14 protein-coding genes and 1 other RNA gene are annotated in these 23,606 nt (G+C 40.1%); 8 read left to right on the top strand and 7 right to left on the bottom strand.

Going from position 1 to position 23,606, the window contains the following annotated elements; all coding sequences use genetic code 11:
* Positions 1-35: 35 nt before the first annotated feature.
* The 8 genes from NXR94_RS14055 (at position 36) to NXR94_RS14020 (ending at position 16,718) form a co-directional block, all read left to right on the top strand.
* Positions 36-1,778 (top strand): Ig-like domain-containing protein, encoded by a 1,743-nt coding sequence (locus NXR94_RS14055; protein WP_258105293.1) that lies wholly within the window; start codon positions 36-38, stop codon positions 1,776-1,778.
* A 741-nt stretch (positions 1,779-2,519) separates the two neighbouring features.
* Entirely contained in the window at positions 2,520-5,660 is a 3,141-nt protein-coding gene (locus NXR94_RS14050) for an AbfB domain-containing protein (RefSeq protein WP_258105292.1), read from the top strand.
* A gap of 584 nt (positions 5,661-6,244) precedes the next feature.
* Positions 6,245-6,817 (top strand): RNA polymerase sigma-70 factor, encoded by a 573-nt coding sequence (locus NXR94_RS14045; protein ID WP_258105291.1) that lies wholly within the window; start codon positions 6,245-6,247, stop codon positions 6,815-6,817.
* Positions 6,818-6,994: 177 nt separating this feature from the next.
* Positions 6,995-7,975, top strand: a complete 981-nt coding sequence (locus NXR94_RS14040) for a FecR family protein (protein ID WP_258105290.1) — start codon at positions 6,995-6,997, stop codon at positions 7,973-7,975.
* Between the two features lie 133 nt (positions 7,976-8,108).
* Positions 8,109-11,465 (top strand): TonB-dependent receptor, encoded by a 3,357-nt coding sequence (locus NXR94_RS14035; protein ID WP_258105289.1) that lies wholly within the window; start codon positions 8,109-8,111, stop codon positions 11,463-11,465.
* 10 nt (positions 11,466-11,475) lie between these two features.
* Positions 11,476-13,269, top strand: coding sequence for a RagB/SusD family nutrient uptake outer membrane protein (locus tag NXR94_RS14030; RefSeq protein WP_258105288.1), 1,794 nt, complete (start codon positions 11,476-11,478; stop codon positions 13,267-13,269).
* Positions 13,270-13,385: 116 nt separating this feature from the next.
* Entirely contained in the window at positions 13,386-15,806 is a 2,421-nt protein-coding gene (locus NXR94_RS14025; protein WP_258105287.1) for a sugar-binding domain-containing protein, read from the top strand.
* 60 nt (positions 15,807-15,866) lie between these two features.
* Complete coding sequence (locus NXR94_RS14020; protein ID WP_258105286.1) at positions 15,867-16,718, top strand: PKD domain-containing protein; 852 nt, start codon at positions 15,867-15,869, stop codon at positions 16,716-16,718.
* Positions 16,719-17,019: 301 nt separating this feature from the next.
* Here the strand turns inward: NXR94_RS14020 and ssrA are convergent.
* The 7 genes from ssrA to NXR94_RS13985 all read right to left on the bottom strand — a co-directional run bounded on the left by ssrA (position 17,020) and on the right by NXR94_RS13985 (position 23,567).
* Positions 17,020-17,417, bottom strand: a transfer-messenger RNA (tmRNA) gene (gene ssrA, locus NXR94_RS14015).
* A 90-nt stretch (positions 17,418-17,507) separates the two neighbouring features.
* On the bottom strand, positions 17,508-17,921 hold the full coding sequence (locus NXR94_RS14010; protein ID WP_258105285.1) for a DUF1987 domain-containing protein: 414 nt from the start codon (positions 17,919-17,921) through the stop codon (positions 17,508-17,510).
* Positions 17,922-17,957: 36 nt separating this feature from the next.
* A complete protein-coding gene (locus NXR94_RS14005) occupies positions 17,958-18,416 on the bottom strand; it encodes a hypothetical protein (RefSeq protein WP_258105284.1) in 459 nt (152 codons plus the stop codon).
* 133 nt (positions 18,417-18,549) lie between these two features.
* A complete protein-coding gene (locus tag NXR94_RS14000; protein WP_258105282.1) occupies positions 18,550-19,191 on the bottom strand; it encodes a response regulator in 642 nt (213 codons plus the stop codon).
* A 12-nt stretch (positions 19,192-19,203) separates the two neighbouring features.
* Entirely contained in the window at positions 19,204-20,949 is a 1,746-nt protein-coding gene (locus NXR94_RS13995; protein ID WP_258105281.1) for a PAS domain S-box protein, read from the bottom strand.
* A 283-nt stretch (positions 20,950-21,232) separates the two neighbouring features.
* The gene (locus tag NXR94_RS13990) at positions 21,233-23,269 is read right to left on the bottom strand and encodes a PAS domain S-box protein (RefSeq protein WP_258105280.1); all 2,037 of its coding nucleotides are present in this window, start codon (positions 23,267-23,269) and stop codon (positions 21,233-21,235) included.
* Between the two features lie 7 nt (positions 23,270-23,276).
* Complete coding sequence (locus NXR94_RS13985) at positions 23,277-23,567, bottom strand: hypothetical protein (RefSeq protein ID WP_258105279.1); 291 nt, start codon at positions 23,565-23,567, stop codon at positions 23,277-23,279.
* Positions 23,568-23,606 lie beyond the last annotated feature (39 nt).

The raw sequence follows: 23,606 nt of genomic DNA, 5'->3' as shown, positions 1-23,606 counted from the left end.
GTGTAATAGTAGAAAAGTTAAGTAGAGTAATAATAATGAGAACAACCAGTTTACGACAAAATGTCTTTTACCTGTTGCTGGGAGCAATGTGGGTATTTGCAGCATGTGATGACAATACTCCTGAGTCAGGGGAGGTCCTGGTGGAATATATTTCCATAAAAGGTGATTTTATAGAAGACGGAGGGTCCTCGCAGCTTGAGGTGATGATTAGCCCTACTAATGCAACCAATCAGGTCGTGGAGTGGAGTGTTTCAAATGATCTCGTAGCCACGATCAGCCAGGAAGGCGTATTGACAGCCGTATCAAATGGAATAGTGACGGTAACAGCCAGTGCGACAGATGGTTCTCAAGTGACGGCTAGTAAATCTTTCAATATTTCCGGAGTAGGAGTTTCTCAGGTTTTGGTGGAAAGTATCACGATTAATGGCGGTGATATTACCGATGGACGAGCCAAACAACTGAGTGCTGATGTATTTCCGGCCAATGCTTTCAATAAAGTGATTTCGTGGTCAGTGTCGGATGAGAGCATTGCAGAAATATCTTCCTCAGGCCTGTTGACACCGAAGGCCAATGGTTCTGTTACAGTTTACGCTGTTGCAACGGATGCTTCTGGCATACAAGCAGAATTGGTGGTAAATATATCTGGTGTAAATACATCCATCGATGGTGAGGTCGTCACGACAAAAGCAGAGATCTTAAATGCGCTTGCGGCAGCACTTCCGGGTGATAAAATTTATGTTAGATCCGGCACCTATGCATTTAGCTCGACGATTAGTATTTCCAAAGATGGGAACTCTTCAAATATGATTTCATTGCTGGTTTATCCGGGAGATGATCGTCCAAAGTTTGATTTTTCGGCTATGCCTGAAAATAGTTCCAACAGAGGAGTTTCACTATCAGGTGATTATTGGCATATAAAAGGCATAGATTTTTATAAGGCCGGAGATAATGGGATGTTTATAAGCGGAAACAATAATATTATTGAATTCTGCACCTTTTCAGAGAATTCTGATTCCGGCTTACAGATCGGTAATGGAGGCTCCAATAACACCATCAAAAATTGTGATTCCTATTACAACGCTGACTCCTTAATAGAAAATGCTGATGGGTTTGCATGTAAACTCGATGCGGGAACCGGGAACAAATTTATAGGTTGTCGCGCATGGCAAAATCTGGATGATGGATGGGATGGTTATATGAGGGGCAATGATAATATTACTACCACCTATGAAAATTGCTGGGCGATCAAAAATGGATATTTAAAAAATGGTTCCGTAGGCGCTGGAGATGGTAATGGCTTCAAGACAGGAGGATCAGATGATAAATTATTAAAGCACAACGCTGTTTATAAGAATTGCATCGCAGCGGGCAATGTATATGATGGATTTGATCATAACAGCAACAGGGGAGACATCACCATTTATAATTGTTCAGCCCATAGCAATGGCAAAAATTATAGTTTTAGTTCAACCAATCCGGCAGCCAGTCTGATCATAAAGAACTCGATTTCGCTGACAGGAAATAGTGTTGATGCTTTTAATGCTACTACGACAGATGTTACTAATAATGGTTGGCAGGATGGTTTGAGTACCACTTCCGGTGATTTTGAAAGCGTTGATATGCAGCTTCTGTTAAGTCCAAGACAATCAGATGGGAGTTTACCGGATATCAGCTACTTGAAACTTGTCGGCGGAAGTGACCTAATCGATAAGGGTGTGGATGTAGGTCTCGACTATCAGGGGAGTGCTCCAGACCTGGGAGCCTTTGAACTTCAATAATGATCCTTTTTTCATAATTAATTTGGTTTTTTAGAAGATGGAAGCCCCCTGGATTCAGGGGGCTTTTTGTGTTCTTTGTGGGTAAAAATCGAGTCGTCAGCTTACCGAGTTCCATGCGAAATTGGTGAAAACCGAACGATGGTTATATCCATTCTTTTATTCCTGGTCCAGACGCATTATATAAATAGTACAGTTAGGCATATTTAAAAGTGTGGCAGGGTTGGTTGTCTGAATAGCTTACATAGATCACACATATCTCTTATCCTATTTTCACCCCGTAATCTGGTTAATAGCTCCCCTATAGTTTATGGCGTTTTAAAAGAAATTGATTTTTCAAATAAGTCAAAAAATACGCATGTATCATCTTAATAAATGATAAAAACGCATTTTGCCACCTAAATAATTATGAAAAATTTAAATCCGGAGATCCGACTTGGTTAGTTATTCTGATTTGATATAATCTTCTGACCGCCCTGAACGCGATTTTACAAAGCCACAATCCTGAATTATCAACGGCAATGCCTGAGGCATCATGAATGGTTTGTCAGACCATATTGATGCCACTTCGTGTGATGAAATTCACCCTAATTGATATGTATTTAACCAATAATAAATAACATGATTCAATTCTATTCTGAAAAAGAAAGACTCAATAGAGACTCTCTAACTTTTAAACATCATCAGCCTAATCCAAATTATTGTTTCAGGGTGATGTTGTCATTTTTGTTACTATTTATTGTAATGAGCTCATCAAATGCTCAAGAACAATTAACAGATTATCAAGGTACGGTAGAACATCTTAATGGTCGCAACATTGAGTTTTCTGGTTCATGTAACGTAGTCATTACCTCTGCTAAGGATCCTTTAAATGCCAGTACGATTAATATGTTATCTGATGATGTTTGGCTTTACTTTCCAAACCTCTTGCCTTCGGAGGTAGCGTCCAACGAACTTGCACATATTAAGGTGAACGGTTCAGCGGCAGTTGTAGATCAAAACGTGCGTGTCGTACAATATTTGCAGGGTGCGATGGTGATAAGTCACTCTTCAAGTTATCAGGCGTTGACGGCTTACGCCAGTGATAACTTATCTGGGACATCAATGAGTTTTGATAATTATACTTTCTACTATGAAGCCCAGTTAGGGAGTATGAACAACAATATCCAGTCATTTGTATTGAAAAAAGGATACATGGCTACCATTGCCGCTAATGCTGACGGTACTGGAGAAAGTCGAAATTATGTGGCTAGCGATGCGGATGTCGTTGTGAACTCATTGCCCGTGGGTTTGTCAAATGCAGCTTCGTTTGTTAGAGTGATCCCCTGGAGATGGACAACCAAAAAAGGATATGCCGGTGGAGGCAAAACCAACGTAGGTCTTCTTGAAGGTCAGTGGCACTATGATTGGAACAATCAGGACATTTCTTCTTTGGATGTCGAATATATCCCGATGAGGCACAACCCAGGATGGAATTCTTATGAAAACATTTGGTATAAAACGAATTCAACTGCGGCACTACACTTCAATGAGCCTGACAATCCGGTGGATGATGGTTATTCAACCGTCGAAGAAGCTATTGCTCAATGGCCTGAAATGCTTAAAAGTGGATTAAGAGTAGGTACTCCTGCGCCAACGGATGGTGGTGTGCAATGGATAAGAGATTTTTATGATGCCTGTCAGGCTAATAATTACAGAATTGATTTTATAGCAATTCATTTTTATCGCGGGGGGCAAACCACCCAGCAATTCTATGATTTCCTGGCGGATATTCATAATTATACAGGATTGCCTATTTGGATTACTGAATGGAATAATGGTGCGAACTGGACATGCTGTAAACCAACTTATGAGGAACAAGCTCAAACAATTGGAGATTGGGTGGAGATGCTTGATAATGCTCCATTCGTTGAGCGATATTCGATTTATGAATGGGTAGAAGATACAAGGCAGATGTTTTATCCTGGTACCTTAGACTTTACGCCTGCTGGTGAAGTTTATCGTGATCACAAATCAAGCTTTGCGGTGGGCAGTGGCATCCCAGAGCTTGCTCCAGGCGCTTCTGATGGTGTGAGTTGGGAATCATATAATTTCCCTAATCATTTTATAAGACACTTGAATAGCAGTGTGAGAATTGATCAAAACGTATCGCCAGCGGATGACAAGCAGTGGACCATGGTGCCCGGGTTGGCAGACCCGAATGGCGTTTCCTTTGAGTCCGTAAATAATCCTGGTACCTACCTCAGACATTTTAATTATGTGTTAACCCGAGGAACTGTATCAAATAGTTTAGAAGAAGCTGATGCGACATTTTATATTCGTCAAGGGTTAGCCGATGCTGCGTGGACATCTTTTGAGTCATACAATTTCCCTGGTTATTACATGCGTCATTCAAACTTTGTGTTGAGAATTGATCAGGTGTCAAACCAAACCGAGTTTCAGGATGCAACGTTCCAAATGCATGAACTCCCACAAGTTCCAAATCAAGATCCAATCGTGTACATTACTTCTCCAGTAGAAGGAACTGCCTATCAGGATGGTGCCAATGTCAGCATAACAGCGCAATCGTATGATAATGATGGGAACATTACGCAAGTAGAATTCTTTGTAGATGGTGGATCGATTGGTTTTGATACGACAAGCCCTTATACGGCTAGCTGGATAATTGGAACAGGTAATTTTAGCTTGACAGCTGTCGCAACCGACGATTCGCTTGCAGTAACCACCTCAAGCCCAATTAATATTTCTGGTTCAGCAACGCCAAACGTACTGCCATTTGTGGATATTACTTCACCGGTGAATGGTACGAGTTTCTCTGATGGAACAAATATCACCATTTCTGCTTCTGCCTCTGATTCTGATGGTACAGTGACTCAGGTTGAATTTTTTGTGGACGGCATATCAATCGGTATTGATAAAACTAGCCCATATGAAATGAACTGGGTAGTTGGAACTGGGAATTTCAGTATTACAGCAGTTGCAACAGATAATGCATTAGAAACAACTTCATCATCAGTAGGTGTAACGGGTATTTGTGGCCCATCTGCAATTACTCCATATTATCAGATAAATTATGGGACCTGGGTGATTGGTACAGAGATTACAATCAATCAAGGTGACGTTGTTGGGCTTGGACCTCAACCATTTGATGGTACATGGAGTTGGAGTGGATGTGGCACATCCGGTTCGGAACGTGAGCAATATATTACATTGAGTAGTTCATGTTTACCGACAGCAGTGCATACCAATTACTGTGGCACGCAGAACAGTGTTAAGTATAACATCACGGTTAATACAGGTGGACCTTATATGTTCGTTCAGTCTGTAACGACTGGAACCATAGGTGCTGGCAAAGGTAGTAAATACGGGTATGCAGATGTGACTATTCTTGATGATCAGTCTAATCCTGTTGCCAATGCCAATGTTATAGGCACATTTAGCGGTAGCTGGAATGAAACGGTGTCTGGAACAACCAATGCTAGCGGAGTGGTAACTTTACAAACTACTTCTACTCTGAAAGGTGGTGTCGTAGTGGATTTATGCGTGGATGATGTTAGTCATGGCAGTTTGAGTTATAATGTGATGCAAAATGTCGTGACTTGTAGCAATGGTGGTGCGCGAAGTTCACTTGGGGGTGATGAGGCTTTTCTCAATGCAATCAAGCTATATCCAAACCCTGTTACTGATGTGTTGAATATTGCCCTACCTGCTGACCATCTGTATGCTGACCTAAGCATCATTGATCTTTTTGGTAGATCAGTTTTGGAAACTCAGTTGACTCAACCTGGCAATAAACTAGATTTAGGAGCCTTGAAATCAGGTATCTACTTTGTGCATGTAAAAATAGGAGGTTCAATGAGGACAATGTGTATAATCAAGGATTGATCACGTTATGGGTGGGCTTTTAAGCGTCTCCTTTATTTAATCAGGCAATATTAATGTGCCCTAAGCGAAATCCTGTGAAAAAATTTCACGGGATTTTTTTTATCTCAATCCCCATCCACTGTGTTCTGAGGAAGTTGAAATTCAATTTCTCTTAATCAGAAAAATGTTGTTTGGGAGTTGTTATGCTAATAGTTTGAAGGAAGTTTTCTTTGACCAAATTTCAAGAAACCATTAAAAAATTAGAGAGGAATATTGATTCATGATGGAAATAAATTATAATTATTTGGTTAAATTGGAAATAAAATAACATTCCATCTGAAAGTGTTTTTGAGGTTTTAAGAGAGACCTGCTAAATTCTTTATTGAAAGAATACTGTTCAAAAAACAGCGATTTACTAACCGGTGTTTCTACAATTTCCGCTAATATTTGAAATGCCCGACGTAGGGTTGAAAGGACTATAGCATTAAAAGTTGAGTGCTTCTGCGCTCCGAAAATTTTTGATATGGGACTATTAGAAATTTTATCAATCATTATTAACCAGAAGGGCAGCAATTATTAGTTGTTCCTTCGAAGAATTTAAAGAAGTGCAAAGTCTCGAATTAAGGTTTAGAAAGATTTACAATGATAATTTCCAAGATTTGTTTTTGTATGCGAGGGCCATATGTAAATCAGAAGAGTTAGCCAAGGACATTGTGTCTGAAGTATTTGTAAACCTCTGGAAGTCCCGAGAGGAACTTGAAAGGGTGAGAAATTTAAAGGCTTATCTATTGGTTTCAGTAAAGAATGAGTGCATAAAAATGCATTATAAAGAAACGGCTAGGAATGGTGAGCGAGAGAATGAACACTTTATTAATCAGATTGAAAGAGTCGGTCCTGAGGAGGTTCTTCTAGGCAATGAACTTTTGCGTTTAATTGAAACTACGATTGATAAATTACCGGATCAGTGTCGCTTAATATTTGATTTGGTCAAGAATCAGCACAAATCTTACAAGGAGATATCTCAGGAGCTGGGTATTTCTACTTCCACTGTGAGTACCCAAATGGGTCGGGCTATTCAATCGATAAGGAGGGCTATTCAAGATGAATATGATCAGGATTCATTTGAGGCCTTTTCAAACACGGCCATGACTTTACTTCTTGTTCTTTTTCTGGTATAGGATAGTTAGTATCCTGAGTGTAATATTCTCAATGAATCGACTATTTTTTTGAGTTTGAGTTACTTTTTCAAGTGAAAATCAATTAAAAATAAAAAAAAATTATAAATCTGTGGCTCAATTCCGGGTGATTAGTATCCTTTAATAGAAGTTCTAATAATTAAATTTTAGAGAAAAGAATTGGACAACTTAATTGCTAAATATTTAATAGGCGATCTAAGCCTTGAGGAGCAGTATCAACTTGCTAAATGGTTGGAAAGTCCCGGTAATAAGGATTTGCTGAACAAACTGGAGGTTTATTGGAAGAACTATCGCGAAGATGTTTCAGTGCAGAAAGATGAAGTTGAAAAGCGAATTCTTGAAGAGATTAACATGCTGGACATTGAACCTGAATTTGGGCGGTCGCATTTCAGGCCATTGGGTATGATCATGAAAATAGCGGCATCCATAGCCTTGCTACTGATCTCGTTTTTTAGTTTTTATGAAATCTCTGAAAGAACGACCGAACCGGAAGAGATGGTGAGCTATGTTGAAAAAGCAACTTTACCGGGTCAGATCATTACTACTAAACTGCCTGATGGTACCACTGTAAAGCTCAATGCCGATTCAAGGCTCATAGTGCCTGATCGGTTTGAAGGTAAGACAAGAGAAATTGAGCTAATCGGAGAGGCCTTTTTTGAGGTCCAAAGAGATGAATCAAAGCCGTTCGTAATCAAGACTTCTGGTTTTTCGGTTCAGGTACTAGGTACTTCCTTCAATGTAAAGGCTTATCCGAATGAATCAAATAGTCATGTGGCGGTAAAAACAGGAAAGGTTAGCGTAAGCTCAAATTCGAATTTATCTAAAGAGTTATCTCTTGATCAGATGGTAAACATTGATAGCGAAGGAACAATTTCTGCCATTGGTTCAGTTGAGAATGAGGTGGTGTTTGGCTGGATAGACAGAAAGATGGTGTTAAAAGACCAAACGCTTTATCAGGTTATCGAAAAAATGGAGAGATGGTACGGCATTACGATTACGCTTGAAAATAACATTCAGCCTAGTAAGACGTTCACGGCAACATTTTCAAACCCTACTCTTAAGGAGGTATTAGAAAGTGTATCTAAGGTATATAAGCTTAAATATGACATTAACCAACCAAATGTGAGAATCTATGAATAGAAACCCCTAACAACATTTAAGAAAAGAAAAGAGGATCGAAAGGACTTTTGGCGAAGCTTCCGATCCTCTAAAATAAAGTTTCAGTTCTAACCAAAACCCTATGAATGTAAATTTATATAAAATTATAGTTCGCATGTCTAAATTGACTGTGTATGCGATTGTCGTTTGTCAGTCCATTATCATGGCAATGGCAAATGAATCTTCCGCTCAACGCAAACATCTCCATGAGATTGTGATTGAGTTGAGGTTTGATCAGGCCGACATTCCTGTACCTGATATAATTGGTCAAATAGAGTCCACCAGTGATTTTAAGTTTGCCTATTCAAAAAATGATGTTAAGAATAAGAATATAAGTATAACATCAGGTAAATGGAACTTTCTGGATCTCTTAAACAGGATATCTATGGAGGGGCGTCTCTCAATCAGTAGGATCAATGAGACAATTGCCCTAATTCCTGTTGAGGACGACTTGCTTCCTAATGTTAAAGAAGAGTTGACTGTTCAAGAGTCCGTGTCAGGAACGATTACCGATGAAAATGGTGAGCCTCTTCCAGGTGCTACGGTAATTGAAAAAGGAACAATGAATGGAACAATTACCGATGTTGAAGGAAATTTTAATTTGAGTGTCAAAGAAGGTGCTGTTATTGTTGTCACTTTCGTGGGGTACCAAACACGGGAAATTGCGACGAATGGTCAGTCCTTTTTTGAAATTTCTTTAAAGGTGGATTCAGAGCAACTGGAAGAAGTTGTAGTGGTAGGTTATGGTGTTCAAAAGAAAGAAACACTAACAGGATCCGTGACTAGTGTAAAAGGAAAGGAATTAGAAAATATCCCGGTAACAAATGTGAGTCAAGGATTAGCTGGACGTTTACCAGGAGTTGTAGCTATTTCTAATGGAGGAGAGCCTGGTTATGACGGGGCTACAATTCTCATTCGTGGTGTAAATACTTTGGGAAATACATCTCCGCTGATAGTAGTTGATGGGGTTCCTGGTAGATCGCTGGAAAGAATAAATCCAAATACGATCGAATCAATTTCAGTTTTGAAAGACGCATCTGCGGCTATTTATGGAGCTCAAGCGGCTAATGGGGTTATTCTGATTACTACTAAAAAAGGAACGACCGGTGAGCCTACAGTTAACGTAATGTATAACTATGGAATTACAGCTCCTACCATTATGCCTAAAATGACTAATTCTGCTGAATACGCAACATTGCTTAATGAAATAGATGTTTATGCGGGGGGAAGTCCTAGATATTCGGAGGATGAAATACAGAAGTTCAGAGATGGATCTGACCCATGGAGTTATCCTAACAGCAATTACTTTGAGGAAACATTAAAACCCTGGTCGCCACAAATCTACGGAAACGTTTCAATCGATGGTGGATCAGAAAAGCTCAATTATTTTGTAAGCTCATCTATAAAGACGCAAGATGGATTTTATAGAAACAGTGCCACTTACTTTAATCAATATGACTTGCGATCCAACTTCAATTTTAAGATTAACGAATACATTGAACTGGTGACCAATCTTTACGGAAGATTCGAAGATCGAAATTTCCCCCAAAGAGGAGCAGGAGAAATATTTAATAAGCTTATGCGTTCAAAGCCAACTATTCCAGCCTATTGGCCAAATGGACTACCAGGCCCAGGAATGGAAGGTGGGGATAATCCAGTTGTTTTAGTGACTGATCAAACCGGATATTCTAGAGATAAGTGGTATACTCTAAATTCAGACTTTAGACTTAATGTTGATGTTCCATGGGTAGAAGGTCTATCTCTTGGTCTCACAGCATCTGTTGATAAGGGTTTTAATTTCATCAAGAACTGGAGCACTCCTTGGACGGTATATTCTTGGGATAAAGTCAGTTTAGATGCTAATAATAACCCACTTCTTGTGGGATCTTCTCAAGGCTTGGATGATCCGAGATTATATGAGTCAATGATTGATAAACACAATCTATTGACACGGTCAGTAGTAAATTATGAAAGGAACTTTGCTGACGCTCATAATCTTAAATTGATGGCTGGAGTTGAGAAAATAGTCGGAGGTGGTGATGACTTCTGGGCTTTTAGACGCCATTATGTTTCGACCACATTGGATCAATTGTTTGCAGGAGGGCAAGAAGATATCAATAACGGAGGATCGGCTTACGAAGAAACACGATTGAATTATTTTGGTCGAGTTAATTATTCTTATAAAGAAAAGTACCTGGCTGAATTTCTATGGAGGTATCAGGCATCCTACATTTTTGAGGAATCAAGTAGATATGGATTTTTTCCTGGAGTATCTCTCGGTTACATAATCTCCGAGGAGAATTTTTGGCAAGGGCTAAGAGGAGTTGTAAACTTCGCGAAAATCCGTGCGTCATGGGGTCAAACTGGTAATGATCTGATCGAGCCATACCAATTCCTGTCACCCTATCAATTTGGCAATCTGTCATTTATTACCGGTGGTGGATCAGAAGCCAATAAGGCACTTATAGAAGGGGTTATTGCCAATGATCTTGTCACCTGGGAGTCTTCTACGCAGAAGGATATCGGAATAGATTTAGAGTTTCTTGATGGAGAAATCGCCATTACCGCAGACTACTTCTACAATGAAAGAAAAAATATTTTGATCCCAAGAAGGGCATCAGTACCAAATACTGCTGGGTTATTGCTTCCTGATGAAAATATTGGGGCATTTGAGAATAAAGGTTTTGACTTCAATATTCAGTATAGAAAACAGAAGAATGAGCTTTTCTACTCGGTTAGTCTGAATGGAGTACATGCAAAAAATAAAGTACTTTTCTGGGATGAAAACCCTGGAGCGCCCGAATATAGTCGAATTACCGGGAGGCCATTAGATGCTGGACTATACTATCAGGCAATAGGTATTTTCCAGAATCAGGCAGATCTTGATTATTATCCGCATCTTGAAGGAGCACAAGCGGGAGATATCATCTTTAACGATTATAACGGTGATGGAGTAATCGATGCCAATGATATGGTTCGATATAACAAAAGCAGAACTCCAATATTTACTGGCGGTGCGAATTTTAATTTGAAATACAAAGGGTTTGATGTAACAGTATTATTTCAAGGAGCTTTTGGAGGAGTATTTTATCAGGGAACTGAATCCGGTGATTTTGGTAATTTCCTAAAAAGCTTCTATGATAACCGCTGGACAGAAGAAAACCCAAGTACTGAACACCCAAGAACTTATAATCGAACTGGGGAGTACTGGGTGAATCGCCCGAATACCTACTGGTTGCATAAGACAGATTACGTACGACTTAAAAATGTTGAATTGGGTTATACAATACCAAATTCTTTGTCTGGCAGAATTGGCGTTGAAAATTGTCGGGTATATGTCAATGGTTTCAACCTCGCTACATATAGCCCGGATATGACAGATTTTGATCCGGAAAATGTACAAGGCCAGTATGCAGGGTATAATTATCCGCTAAATAAGGCTGTTAATTTTGGTATGAGTCTAACCTTCTAACCTGAAAATCATGGAACAACTAAATAAAATATATCTTATTCTGTTCATTCTGTTTATTTCAGGATGTAACGATGATTTCTTGAATGTTACACCAAACGACAAGTTTTCGAGTGGAGCTACATGGGAAGACCCTGCACTCATTACGTCATTTGTTAATAACATATATCTTGGCCAGCATCATGCTTTCCAAACAGAGATGCTTTCATCACTAAGTGACGAGTCAATGGACGTATGGTGGTGGGAAACACAACCTGTGCTAAAGAGTGAAATTAGTAGCAGTTATCTCGCTGTCCTAGATCCTACACACTGGACCGGGGATTATTACAACCTAACATGGAATAGTCTGTATAAGAATATTAGGTATTGTAATCTATTTTTTGAAAATATAGAAGCCTCGGGTATTGAGGGGGATGAAATTGATAAATTGAAAGGTGAGGTACATTTCCTTAGAGCAAATTTTTATTATAGGTTAATGAGCTTTCACGGAGGCGTACCAGTTATTGATAAGCCATTCTCACTTACAGATGAGATGAAGAGTCCTAGAAATACGTTCGAGGAAACAATTAATTTCATAGTTGCTGATTGCGACGCAGCGGCCCCTTTGTTACCATTGGACGGAGACAAAGCGAGAGCAACCAGAGGAGCTGCATTGACTTTGAAATCCAGAGTCTTATTATATGCTGCGAGTGATCTATTTAATTCAGAGGCATCATGGGCTAACGGTTATTCAAATCCTGAGTTGGTGAGCTATATAGGAGGCGATAGACAGGCAAGATGGCAAGCAGCTAAGGATGCAGCCAAAGCAGTTATTGATTTAGGTGTTTATGAATTGTATGGAGGCACGAATCCGGGCAGTACTGATCAAGCAATTGAAAACTATAAAAACATCTTTTTAAATTTTGGTAACGAAGAGGATATTTGGTTGAGCTTCTTTGATCACGCAAACAATACTCAAAATTGGGATAACCCAAATGTAGGATTGTTTAATGGGCCTAATGGATGGGAGACATGGGGTGGTAATGTGCCACTCGGTCAACTGGTTGACGATTATGAAATGAGCGACGGTTCAAAATTCGATTGGTCTGATGCTGCACACGCAGCTGCTCCATACGAAAACAGGGATCCTCGTTTCTATGCTAATGTGTTGTATGATGGTGCTTATTGGAAAGAGAGACCAAACTCCACCAGACCGCTCGATCCTGATGGCTTAGTACAGACAGGATATTATGAGCAAGCAGATGGCACATATCTTCCTGGTCTGGATACTCGGCAGGGACCTGTTCAGGATTGGAATGGAACCTACACAGGTTATTATACCCGTAAATTCATTGACCCGGCAATAGACCACACTGCAACCAATATGCAAACATACCCTTGGCGTCAAATGCGATACGCTGAAGTTATCCTCAATTACGCGGAGGCATGCATTGAATTAGGTCAGGAAAGTGAGGCTAAGCAATATATCAATATGATTCGAGCTCGAGCAGGAATGCCGGATGTTCCTGCGGGAGAATCTGGTCAGGATTTGATTGAGCGCTATAGAAATGAAAGAAGAATTGAACTTTGCTATGAACAGCATAGATATTTCGACATCAGAAGATGGATGATTGCATCTGATGCAACCACGAATGCCCAGGGTGTTGATATTAGATACCCGACTGGTGGAGGCGTGCCAACTTATGAAGTAATTGATAACGTGCAAGAAAGGGGCTGGGATGATAAAACGAACAAATCGTATTTCCTTCCGATTCTTACAGATGAGCTTCAGCGTAATGACTTGTTAATTCAAAATCCGGGTTATTAAAAACCGCTGCTGAGTGATTAAAGGCGTAGTCATTTGAATTCCTGTGGGAAGTATCATTTGGCTGCCTTTTTCTTCTCAAATTGATTAATTCAACAGAAATTTTTATTGAGCAAACCATGAATAGATATGTTTTTGTGATGTTCTCCGTATGCATTTTCGTGCTACAGGGGAACTTGATAGCTCAGTCTCTTAAAAGTGATGTGCGGAAACAATCAATTGATTTTGATTGGAGGTTTAGTCTAGGGGAAAACCCCGGAGCAGAACAAGTGTCGTTTTCTGATGAAAAATGGCGTAAACTCGATTTGCCTCATGATTGGAGTATTGAGGGACCGCCCGAACATGACAATCCAACCTCTGTCGCAGGGGGCTACTTTCCTTCCGGGATTGGATGGTATCGAAAATCGATTAATATACCATCAGACTGGAAGACCAAAAAAGTAGGGATTTACTTTGAGGGCGTTTATATGAATTCTGAGGTCTTCATAAATGGAAAATCTCTAGGTGTATATCCATATGGTTATTCATCTTTCTTCTATGACCTTTCAGGGTATTTGAAGTTCGGTGAACAAAATGTGGTTGCAGTAAAGGTGGATAATTCACAACAAAACAACTGCAGATGGTATAGTGGTTCCGGTATCTATAGACATGTTTGGCTGATCGCGACCAATGATGTCCATGTTGATCATTGGGGTGTGTCTATTACAACACCAGAGGTGAGTACAGAGAAAGCAAAAGTGGTTATTGAAACTCTTGTTAAAAATGAAAGCGAAAAACAACAAAAGATAACAGTAACTTCTGATATTGTTTTTAAAGGAGAGATTATTCGTTCTAAAGGTTCTAAGGTTACTATTGGAGCAAACTCGGAATCAAAGATTTTACAAGAAATTTTGGTCGATGATCCAAAACTTTGGTCTCCTGAAATCCCGAATTTATATCAGGCATCAATTTCCATTACAAATGGGAAATCAAAGCTGGATACTTATGATGAGCAATTTGGGATAAGATCAATTGCTTTTAGTACCGAGCAAGGGTTTCAACTGAATGGCGAGACAGTTTTGCTAAATGGTGGATGTGTTCACCATGATAATGGATGTCTTGGTGCTGCAGCATTTGACAGAGCGGAGGAAAGGAGAGTTGAATTACTAAAATCAGGTGGATTTAACGCTGTTAGAACTTCACATAACCCTCCCTCGGAAGCTTTTTTGGAAGCTTGTGATCGCTTAGGTCTTTTAGTAATTGACGAAGCCTTTGATGGCTGGAGAACGCAAAAGGTTCCATTCGATTATTCCTTGTATTTTGATGAATGGTGGCAGAAGGATCTTGATGCTATGGTATTGAGAGACCGAAATCATCCATCCATCATTATGTGGAGTACGGGTAATGAGGTGATTGAGAGGACTGAGGATCAAGCCATAAAAACCGGAGACATGTTAGCATCAAGGGTCCGTGAAATCGATCCAACGAGACCAGTAACATCGGCCATGACAACCTGGGGACAGGGATGGGTTCGATTCGATTCTCTTTTTTCAGTTCACGATATTGGAGGGTACAACTATCAATTGTTGAAATACTCTGATTTCGATCACGAAAGGGTCCCATCCAGAATTATGGTCCAAACCGAATCTTACCCTATCAATGCTTTTCCTGTTTGGAACAAAGTAAACACCAAGAGCTATATAATTGGTGACTTCGTATGGACTGCACTTGATTATTTGGGCGAATCAAGCATAGGTCGTTATTATTACCCGGGCGAAGTTCATGGAGAACACTGGGAAGGTGATTTCTGGCCATGGCATGGAGCTTATTGTGGAGATATTGATATTATTGGTTGGCGCAAGCCTATCTCTCATTATCGCAATATGCTATATAATGACGATGAGAAACTTTATATGGCCGTGCGTGAACCAAATCCAAAAGACGGCAAAATTCGATTAACCGAATGGGCCGTATGGCCGACATGGGAAAGTTGGAATTGGCCGGGTTATGAGGACCAGGTGATTACTGTTGAGGTCATTTCCAAATACCCTACCGTGCGACTTTATCTGAATGATCAATTGATAGGTGAAAAACCTACAACAATGGATGAGGAATTCAAGGCTTTATTTGATGTCAGGTATAATTCTGGTGAACTAAAAGCTGTAGGTGTTGAAGACGGTCGTGAGATTGAAACATATACCCTCAATACTGCTGGCCAGGCATCTAAAATTCAATTAAACCCTGATAGAACATCTATCAAAGCTGATGGTCAGGACTTGTTGTTTGTGTCAGTTGAAATTACAGATGAGAATGGACGCATCAATTCCAATGCGGATCATGATCTGAATTTTCAATTAGAAGGACCAGCTACAATTGTTGGAGTTGCTAACGCCAATTTAAAAAGTGTGGAGCCTTATGTTGGAACAAGCAAAAGGGCTTGGAAGGGGAGAGCACTGGTAGTGATTAGAAGCACCAGAACGGCTGGCGATATCACACTTGTTGCTCAATCTGATGGATTGACGCAATCAGTCTTGAAAATAAGTTCAGACGACATACAATAAAGGAATTATGGTTTTCCTATTTGATGACATTAACTAACAAAATAAGAAATTATGAAAAATATGAGAAACAAAGCAATAGCCTATGTACTGTCGTTGATGGCGCTGGCATTTATTTCTTCTTGTGAAGAAGAAGGTTTTGAAAAGCTCAAGAGCAAGCAAATTGACCCATCGGGAACATTCACCTATACTACCGATGGTCCAAATACCAATGTCTTAATATTTACTGTATCTGATGCGGTGTACGCAAAAGGATATGAGTGGGACTTTGGTGATGGGGAGACATCTGTAGAGAGAGACCCAATTCACACCTACTCCAGTGAGGGTGATTACGATGTGAAGTTGACCATTATTGGGGATGATGGAACAACACCTTTTGACACTGTGCAAACGGTCACTGCAACAAAGCCTTTCAAGGTTATTGAAGTTACAAATGGGGATTTTGCAAGCCCGGGAGACCAAAAATATACGAATTGGACAAACGTTCCAGGTTGGAGCAGTGATATTGAAGCTTCTGATTCGGGAGTAGAGGCTGAGGCCTGGTGGATGAGCGCGGACAATAATGATTATTCGGGATATTCCTACAGCAAAGACACATCAACATGGAATCTTACAGATCATACCATTGTTGATGGTGAGCTTTTCAAGCTATCAGTAGACGGTTTCGACATATGGAATGGTTCTAAGTTGACTATTGCATTGTACTATGATTCTGGTGATGGCACCAGAAATGAGCTTGCTTCGCAAACCTTTGATCTCACTGCTTCCGAATGGAATACACTGGAATTATCAACCACTGCAACTGGAGCTTCAGTTGGAGCGAAGATAGGAATCGAATTGAAAGGTGACTCTACCGACGGAGGTGACGGCTGGACTGGGTTTGATGATGTAGAATTATTCTACAAAGTTCCTTAAGAGTACAACTAACGCATCATAAAAGGGCGTGTTATTTAGCCTATATGGGTTTTAGGCAAGGGTGTCCTTCGGGGCACCCTTTAGTATAATTTGACATTCAGAATTCTGGCCAATGTGAATGGCCATTGAAATAAAGATGCCTCCAACAATCCGACAAGTCAATTTTTATAATAAAGGAGGTTTTTAGAACCAAATTCATTTTTTAAAGCCGAAAAAATTTCTTTTAAGAAAGCTTTAAGTGGGCAATACTGGTCCTCCGGAGGTGCCATAAAAAAAGCCTTAGCATTATCCTAAGGCTTTTTTGTGGAGCCGGAGGGATTCGAACCCTCGTCCAGCAAAGGAGACAATATACCGTCTACATGTTTAGTTACTTCTTGAATCTCACAGAGGAGCCGGCAAGCAACAGCCTACTCTTTCTGCCAGCCACTGGAGTTTCGCACTGGCTTAGTAGCCTCACCAGCACTAGTCCCGAGAGTCGACACTCCTTGATCCAGCCTACGGGACAGAGGCTTGGAGGAATGTGGCAGGGGGAACCGATGGGGTTCAACCCTAATTAATTTCTACTAAACTTCGAAATTAGGCTGCCATGGCGTAATTAGATTCGCCAATTATGATTTGAGCGAATTGATCACAGGTGTACACTCGCCACCTGACATGCAAGCATATCAACTACACTTCCTGTCGATTCCGGTCGGCCCCAGAACCAATTCAAATACAAAACTAGCAAAGATTAGGTTCCGGCTTCGGACTTTTTAGATTCTTCGTAAAATTTCAGGTGATTTAATCGGATTACCTGAATCCGATAAGGAAGGAGAATTCACAGAATTCTTTAAAATCGAAACCTGATTCGAATAATTCATCGTTTTCTTCCTCTACGATCCATTCAATTTTTACCCTCGCGTCTTTGGCGTGAGCTTTGTTAAATACCTTGATCAGATTGAAAACAAATTTGGCAGTAGAGGAATTGAACAGGTCATAACTTAAATAAACGGTTAAACTATTCTCTGTTTTCAAATGCTCACGAATTTGCTCAAGGAGTTTTTCGTACAGTGAAGCATATTCTTTCTTAACAGACCATCCTTTTACGACAAGGACGTTTAGGTTCGGTCTAAAACTGATGTTAAGTTTTTTGTCTAATAACGGTGATTTATGGATTACACTCATTGGACTGTCTAATCTTGCTGGTTTTCTTAAAGCTGTCATGGTTCTAATGTTAAAGGTGGTAAATAAGTATAGGCATTAAAGGGCAGAAAGTCGTAGTGAGATTCCTGCGATTGCGGTAGGCCGGAAAGCTCTTATCCCCAGACCGGCATTGAGACTAATAAATTTAACAGGGCGATAAGACCCTAGAAGTGAAGGAGTGATGGTAAAGTTTTCACCGTTAGTAACACCAGTTCTTACCTGAGTGCTAAGTCCGAACTTTTCGCCTGATTTCAATGGCGCAGAGAAGTACACGCCGTAAAATTCTTGTTCGTAAATCAAATGGCGGGGCACATTTTCTGCGCCGTCACCATTACTGATGTCCTTTTGGTAGAAACCACCAAGCTGATACTGATTCTTAAATGTTACCCCAACAGTATAACCTAGCTTGGCGCCCATTTTGGTTTGTTCAAGGTAAGTGGAAACGGTTGGAGATTGTGCGAAAGCGGATGTGAAGCTGAGCAATGCCACAGCTAAGGCGAGGAATAGGGTTTTCATATCTGGTAATTAATTGGTTCTTAATTCAAAGTTGAATCATAGACCAATCAGATATGAGAGGGTATTGCGCAATTTAAAATTTCAGGGTTTTACCTAACGTTTTGCGTGTTTCACGCATAAAACGTATCGTTAATCATATGATCCCACGTTCTACAGCGTACATTACCAGACCGGCCACGTTTTTACACCCCGTTTTTTCCAGCAGGTTTCTTTTGTGGGATTCGACAGTCCGAACGCTTATGTAGAGCTTATCAGCGATTTCCTTATTGCTATGTTCGTTGGCGATCATAACCAGTATTTCCTTTTCCCGATCAGTGAGAGGAGTCTCAAGCGTTAGCCTTTGTTTTGTTTCTTTCTGAGCGATGCTATCCACAATGGTTTTATAAACTTCCTGGGTATAGTAATCCTGACCTTGCATGATTTTATCAAAAGCCATTTTCATCTCATTCTTTCCGGTGTTTTTGAGAATGTACCCATTCGCGCCCAAACTGATCATCTTATTAATATAGCTGGCCTCATTGAACATCGAAAGCACCATCACATACAGGTGAGAATGATTTTTACGAATACTTTTCATTAATTCGATTCCATCCATCTCCGGCATGTTGATATCTGTAAGTACCAGGTCTACTTTTTCGGTTGCGAGAATTTCCAGAGCTTCCAGGCCATTCGAGGCTTCATAGTTGATTTCATAATCGGGATCATCTGCAAAATAAAATTTGATGGCGTCCCGAATCATTTCATGATCATCTACTAGCAAAATCTGGGTCTTCATTGGCAAATTGGGTTAGTTGATTGGAAGCTTGATATCTACATGAGTGCCTTTACCTTTTTCGGAGGCTATATGGATCAGGCCATTGCATCGCTTTACTCTTTGCTGCAGGTTTTGGAGGCCGTTTCCGATATGTCCGTTGTTGGCTTCAAAGCCTTTTCCATTATCCTCAACGCGAAGCGAGAGCACCGAATTGTCCTGAACGAGCTGAACACCAATTCTTTTGGCACTACTATGTTTTAAAGCATTGCTGATACATTCCTGAATAATTCTGAAGGCCTGTATCCCTATAAATTCTGATATACTGTCATCATCCACGGATGCATCAAAGTCAAAATCTATGTTTTCAGGAATTTGGGACCCCAACTGACGAACAGAATCTTTGAGTCCAAATTGCTTGATGATATTTAACGAAAGGTTTGAGGAGAGTGCTCTGACCTCATGTAAAGATTGCTCAATAATCGACTTGACTTTCTTCAGCTCACTATCATCCGAGTATTTATTGCTCAGAGAATCTAAAAACAAGCAAGAGGCACTTAGTTTTTGTCCCAGGTTGTCATGGAGCTCTCTGGCAATGTTGGTTCTTTCTTTTTCCTGTATATCGATCATTGCCCTGCTGCTTTCCTGATCCGTGGTGATATCTACAGTAGTGCCGTGAAAGAGGATGTTTTCATGGGTGGTGATGTCCAGGTTTAATGTGGTCCGCCCAAACTTGATTTTGTCTGAATTCAATGGAACGAATCTATGGTCCAGCGTGCACGGGATCCGCTGTTCTAAGGCGTCATAAATTTGATCGGTGAATAGTTTTTGATCTTTTTTATAAACCAGGTTAATGAATCTGTTGAGTGAAATGACATTGCTATTCGTAGAGAGCCCCATCATTTTGAGAAAATTTGGAGAACAGGTAAGGGTATCAAATTCAGGATCATATTCGAAACTTCCGGAATTCGTTAGTTTTTCAGCCTGGTTGAGGTTGTACTGATTCCTGGCCTCCTTTTCCTCGAGTTGTTTTCTTATGGTGACATCTCGGGCACACCCAACTACGCCGGTAACCTTTCCCTCATTCAGTACCGGGCTTTTCACCACTTCCATGGTATATACTTTTCCACTGGCCGAGGTCAGCGTGGCTTCGTAAGTGATGGACTTTTTGTTGTTGACAACATGGGTATCCGTATCCATCACCTGTGTGGTGTAATTTGATTCCATGATATCCTGATCGATGGCACCCAAAATAGCCTTTTCCGGGTAGCCGAAAAACTTGCAGAATGCATCATTCACTTTCAAATACCGGCTATTGGTGTCTTTTAAAAAAACGAGATCTTCAAAAGAGTGGAATAAGGAGTCTAGTATAATGTTTTTGTTGATCAGCTCCTTTTGGAAATTTCTTCTTTCCTCGGCAATCAAAGTATTCTTTAAGGCTTGTTCCAGTATGATGGGAAGCTTGCGAATATTTTTCTTTAGGAGAAAATCACTAGCTCCTTCATGCAGCAAGGAAACCGCTTGTTCTTCACCTACAGTACCTGAAATTACGATAAAGGGGACATTGATCTCTTGAGCGCGCACCATTTGAAGGGCGTCAAAACCAGTAAACCCTTTGAGGTTATAGTCAGAAAGAATGATATCAAACCCTGATAAATCCGTCTGTTCAAACTGGTCTCTTGAAGAGACATTAGCCAGGGTATATTTTAGGTCACTTCTTTTCAGTATTCGATCCAGAAGCTCAAAGTCATCTTTGTTATCTTCTAAATAAAGAATATTCATAGCTGATATTTTATGGTTCTATTTGATCGTCTGGTTTATAATCAGCCAGTATTTGCAAAGTTTATCGATAACAGTCAGGAAATCTTCATAGCCTATGGATTTTCTTGCAAAACTGTTTACGCCAAGTGCGTAAACTCCCTTAATATCGTCATTTTCATTATATGATTTAAGTACTATCATCGGAATTATTTCTAAGGGCTCATCTTGATTTGAATGGCTATGAACTACCGGACCATTGGCTTTTCGCTTGATTAGCTCCTGGATTTTGATCTAAATCAACACTCTACGTATGAGACATTTTTTTTGTTGAAGGGACCTCATTGTTATCAGTATTATTGGGAAGGAATATGGTGAATTTTGAACCTACACCCGGTGAACTTTCGGCCCAAATTTTCCCCAGATGTCGTTGTACTATTCTTTGACAAAGAGCCAGTCCTATACCCGTACCTTCGTATTCGTCGTCGGAGTGTAATCGTTGAAAAATCTTGAATAATTGATGACTATAGCGCATGTCAAAACCGATTCCATTATCCGAGATGCTGACCTCATAGCCGTCGTCTCTCGAGGTTTGTTCGATATAGATGACGGGTGTCTCTTCATAGGCAGAATATTTAACTGCATTACTTAGTAGGTTCTGAAACACCTGCGTAAGGAGTCTTGGATCACCATATGCCTCACTGATATTGATAAGTTCAATTTGATATTTGGGTGGAATCTCCATTTCTTCAATCAGATTTTCCAGTTTTTCTTTCAGATTAAAGATTTGTGGGTTGGCCACCGATCTTGAAGTTCTACTGAATTCCAGTAGGTCATCGATGAGGTCACCCATTTTAACGGTATTATCCTGAATTCTTTGTAGATAGTGTTTTGCGGATCGATCCAATTCTTCGTCAAAGTCCTCTTTTAAGGCGCTCGAAAAACCTTCAATGGCTCTGAGAGGAGCTCTTAGGTCATGTGAAATTGAATAGGCAAAGGCTTCCAATTCCTTATTGACAGCTTCTAGTTGTGCGGTTCTTTGGTCAACCGTGTGTTCGAGCATGGCATTGAGCTCGGTTAATTCAAGATTGATCTTTTTGATTTGGTCCACATTTTTTATTAGGCCTTCTATCCCAATAATTTGAGATTCCTTAATGATAGGATGACCAATAAACCTGATCCAGCATTCCCTGCCCGTCTTTGTGATGATCCTCAGGTCCAGATCCCAATCACATCCTGATTCATAGGCCTGATCAAGCGCCTCATTGACAAGGGTTAAATCTTTCCTATGGATGAAGGATTTCATCTTATCGAGGTCAATTTCAATGTTTTCTTCCAATTCATGGATTTGGTAAATGGTCTTACTCCATTCAACCTTTTGGGAGGTAATATCCAGCTTCCAGGAGCCCATCTGTGCGATCTCCCAGGTTTTTTCCATGAGGGCATTGAGCGTCTCGAATTTTTCGTTTGCAACTTTTGATGCCTCATTAGCTTTTACTTCCTCTGTTACATCCTGAACTAGTACCAGAGCATGTCTTGCACTTGAATTGGGGTCGTTGATTACGGAAGCATGAAGCTTTACGTGGCTTATTTTCCCAGACTTCGAGATATAACGCTTATCTATAGAACCCTGACTGATTTCCTTGTTTTTGAGGTTATTGAATAGCTGAAGATCAATTTCAATATCTTCAGGGTGGGTGAATTCTGTAAAATTCATCTTTGTCAAATCCTCCCTTGGATACCCCACTATTTCGCACATTCGGTCGTTGACCATAAAAAGTTTCCCAGATTCATCGACCAGGCAGATTCCAAGAGAAGAATGATCGAAAATGTCCTTTAAGTACTGTTGATTTTCTTGGAGTTGGTTTTGAATATTTACCTGTTCGGTAATGTTCTCGGTAAACATGATAATGCCTCCGATCTCATTATTATGGTCTCTCCAGGGTTCAATCCGGTATTTAAGGTAAATGGTTGATCCGTCTGAACCAGTCATCTCATCTTTTTCCACGGAAATGGATTTCCCAGACAGTGCCTCCTGGTGATACTTAAGCCAATGTGGCATGTCAAGAATTTGGGGAAATATCTCGTAGTGAGATCTGCCGGTTATTTCATCTTCGCTTAGTTTGTAATCCTGATACCAACTATCACTGGCCATCAGGTATTGCATGTCCTTATCAAACATAGCGATAGCCCCCGGAGCATACTTTACAAAGGTTGAGAGCTGCCTTTTGATTTTTTCTTTCTCTTCCAGTTCTTTTTGTAATCGATCTCCTTTTGCAAACCAGGATCGAAAACGGAAATATTTGGTTGACCCGGTTGCTTTATTTTTTTTAATGGCTTTCATAAGTTCACTAATCGATAAAGGATTCCCGAAAAAGAATAGTGTCTTTAAGCTGGAAGACGCCAATAGAAAGAATAGTTCCTCTCCCTGAAGGTAAGAAGTTACTAAATATCTTGATACTGGTGGCTGTTTTTAGAAATCTCCAGCTTCCTGAAGCATATAAACTTTGGAAAAATAGCTTAACCGACGACTTTGGCTGGGTATTGATTATGTTGATGTCGCGGTAGCTTAAAGATCTATGATTTAGGTTATTTTGAACAAAAAGCCTGTAAACGCTATCCGTAGATGTAAAATTGTTCATAGCTGATTCAGCTTGGTTCTTAATACAAAAATTAGCTAA

The organism is Marinoscillum sp. MHG1-6, from assembly GCF_024714475.1.
Taxonomy (GTDB): Bacteria; Bacteroidota; Bacteroidia; order Cytophagales; family Cyclobacteriaceae; genus JAMZMI01.
The sequence above is the reverse complement of the archived record's forward strand: the minus strand, read 5'-3'. Positions and strand labels throughout refer to the sequence as shown.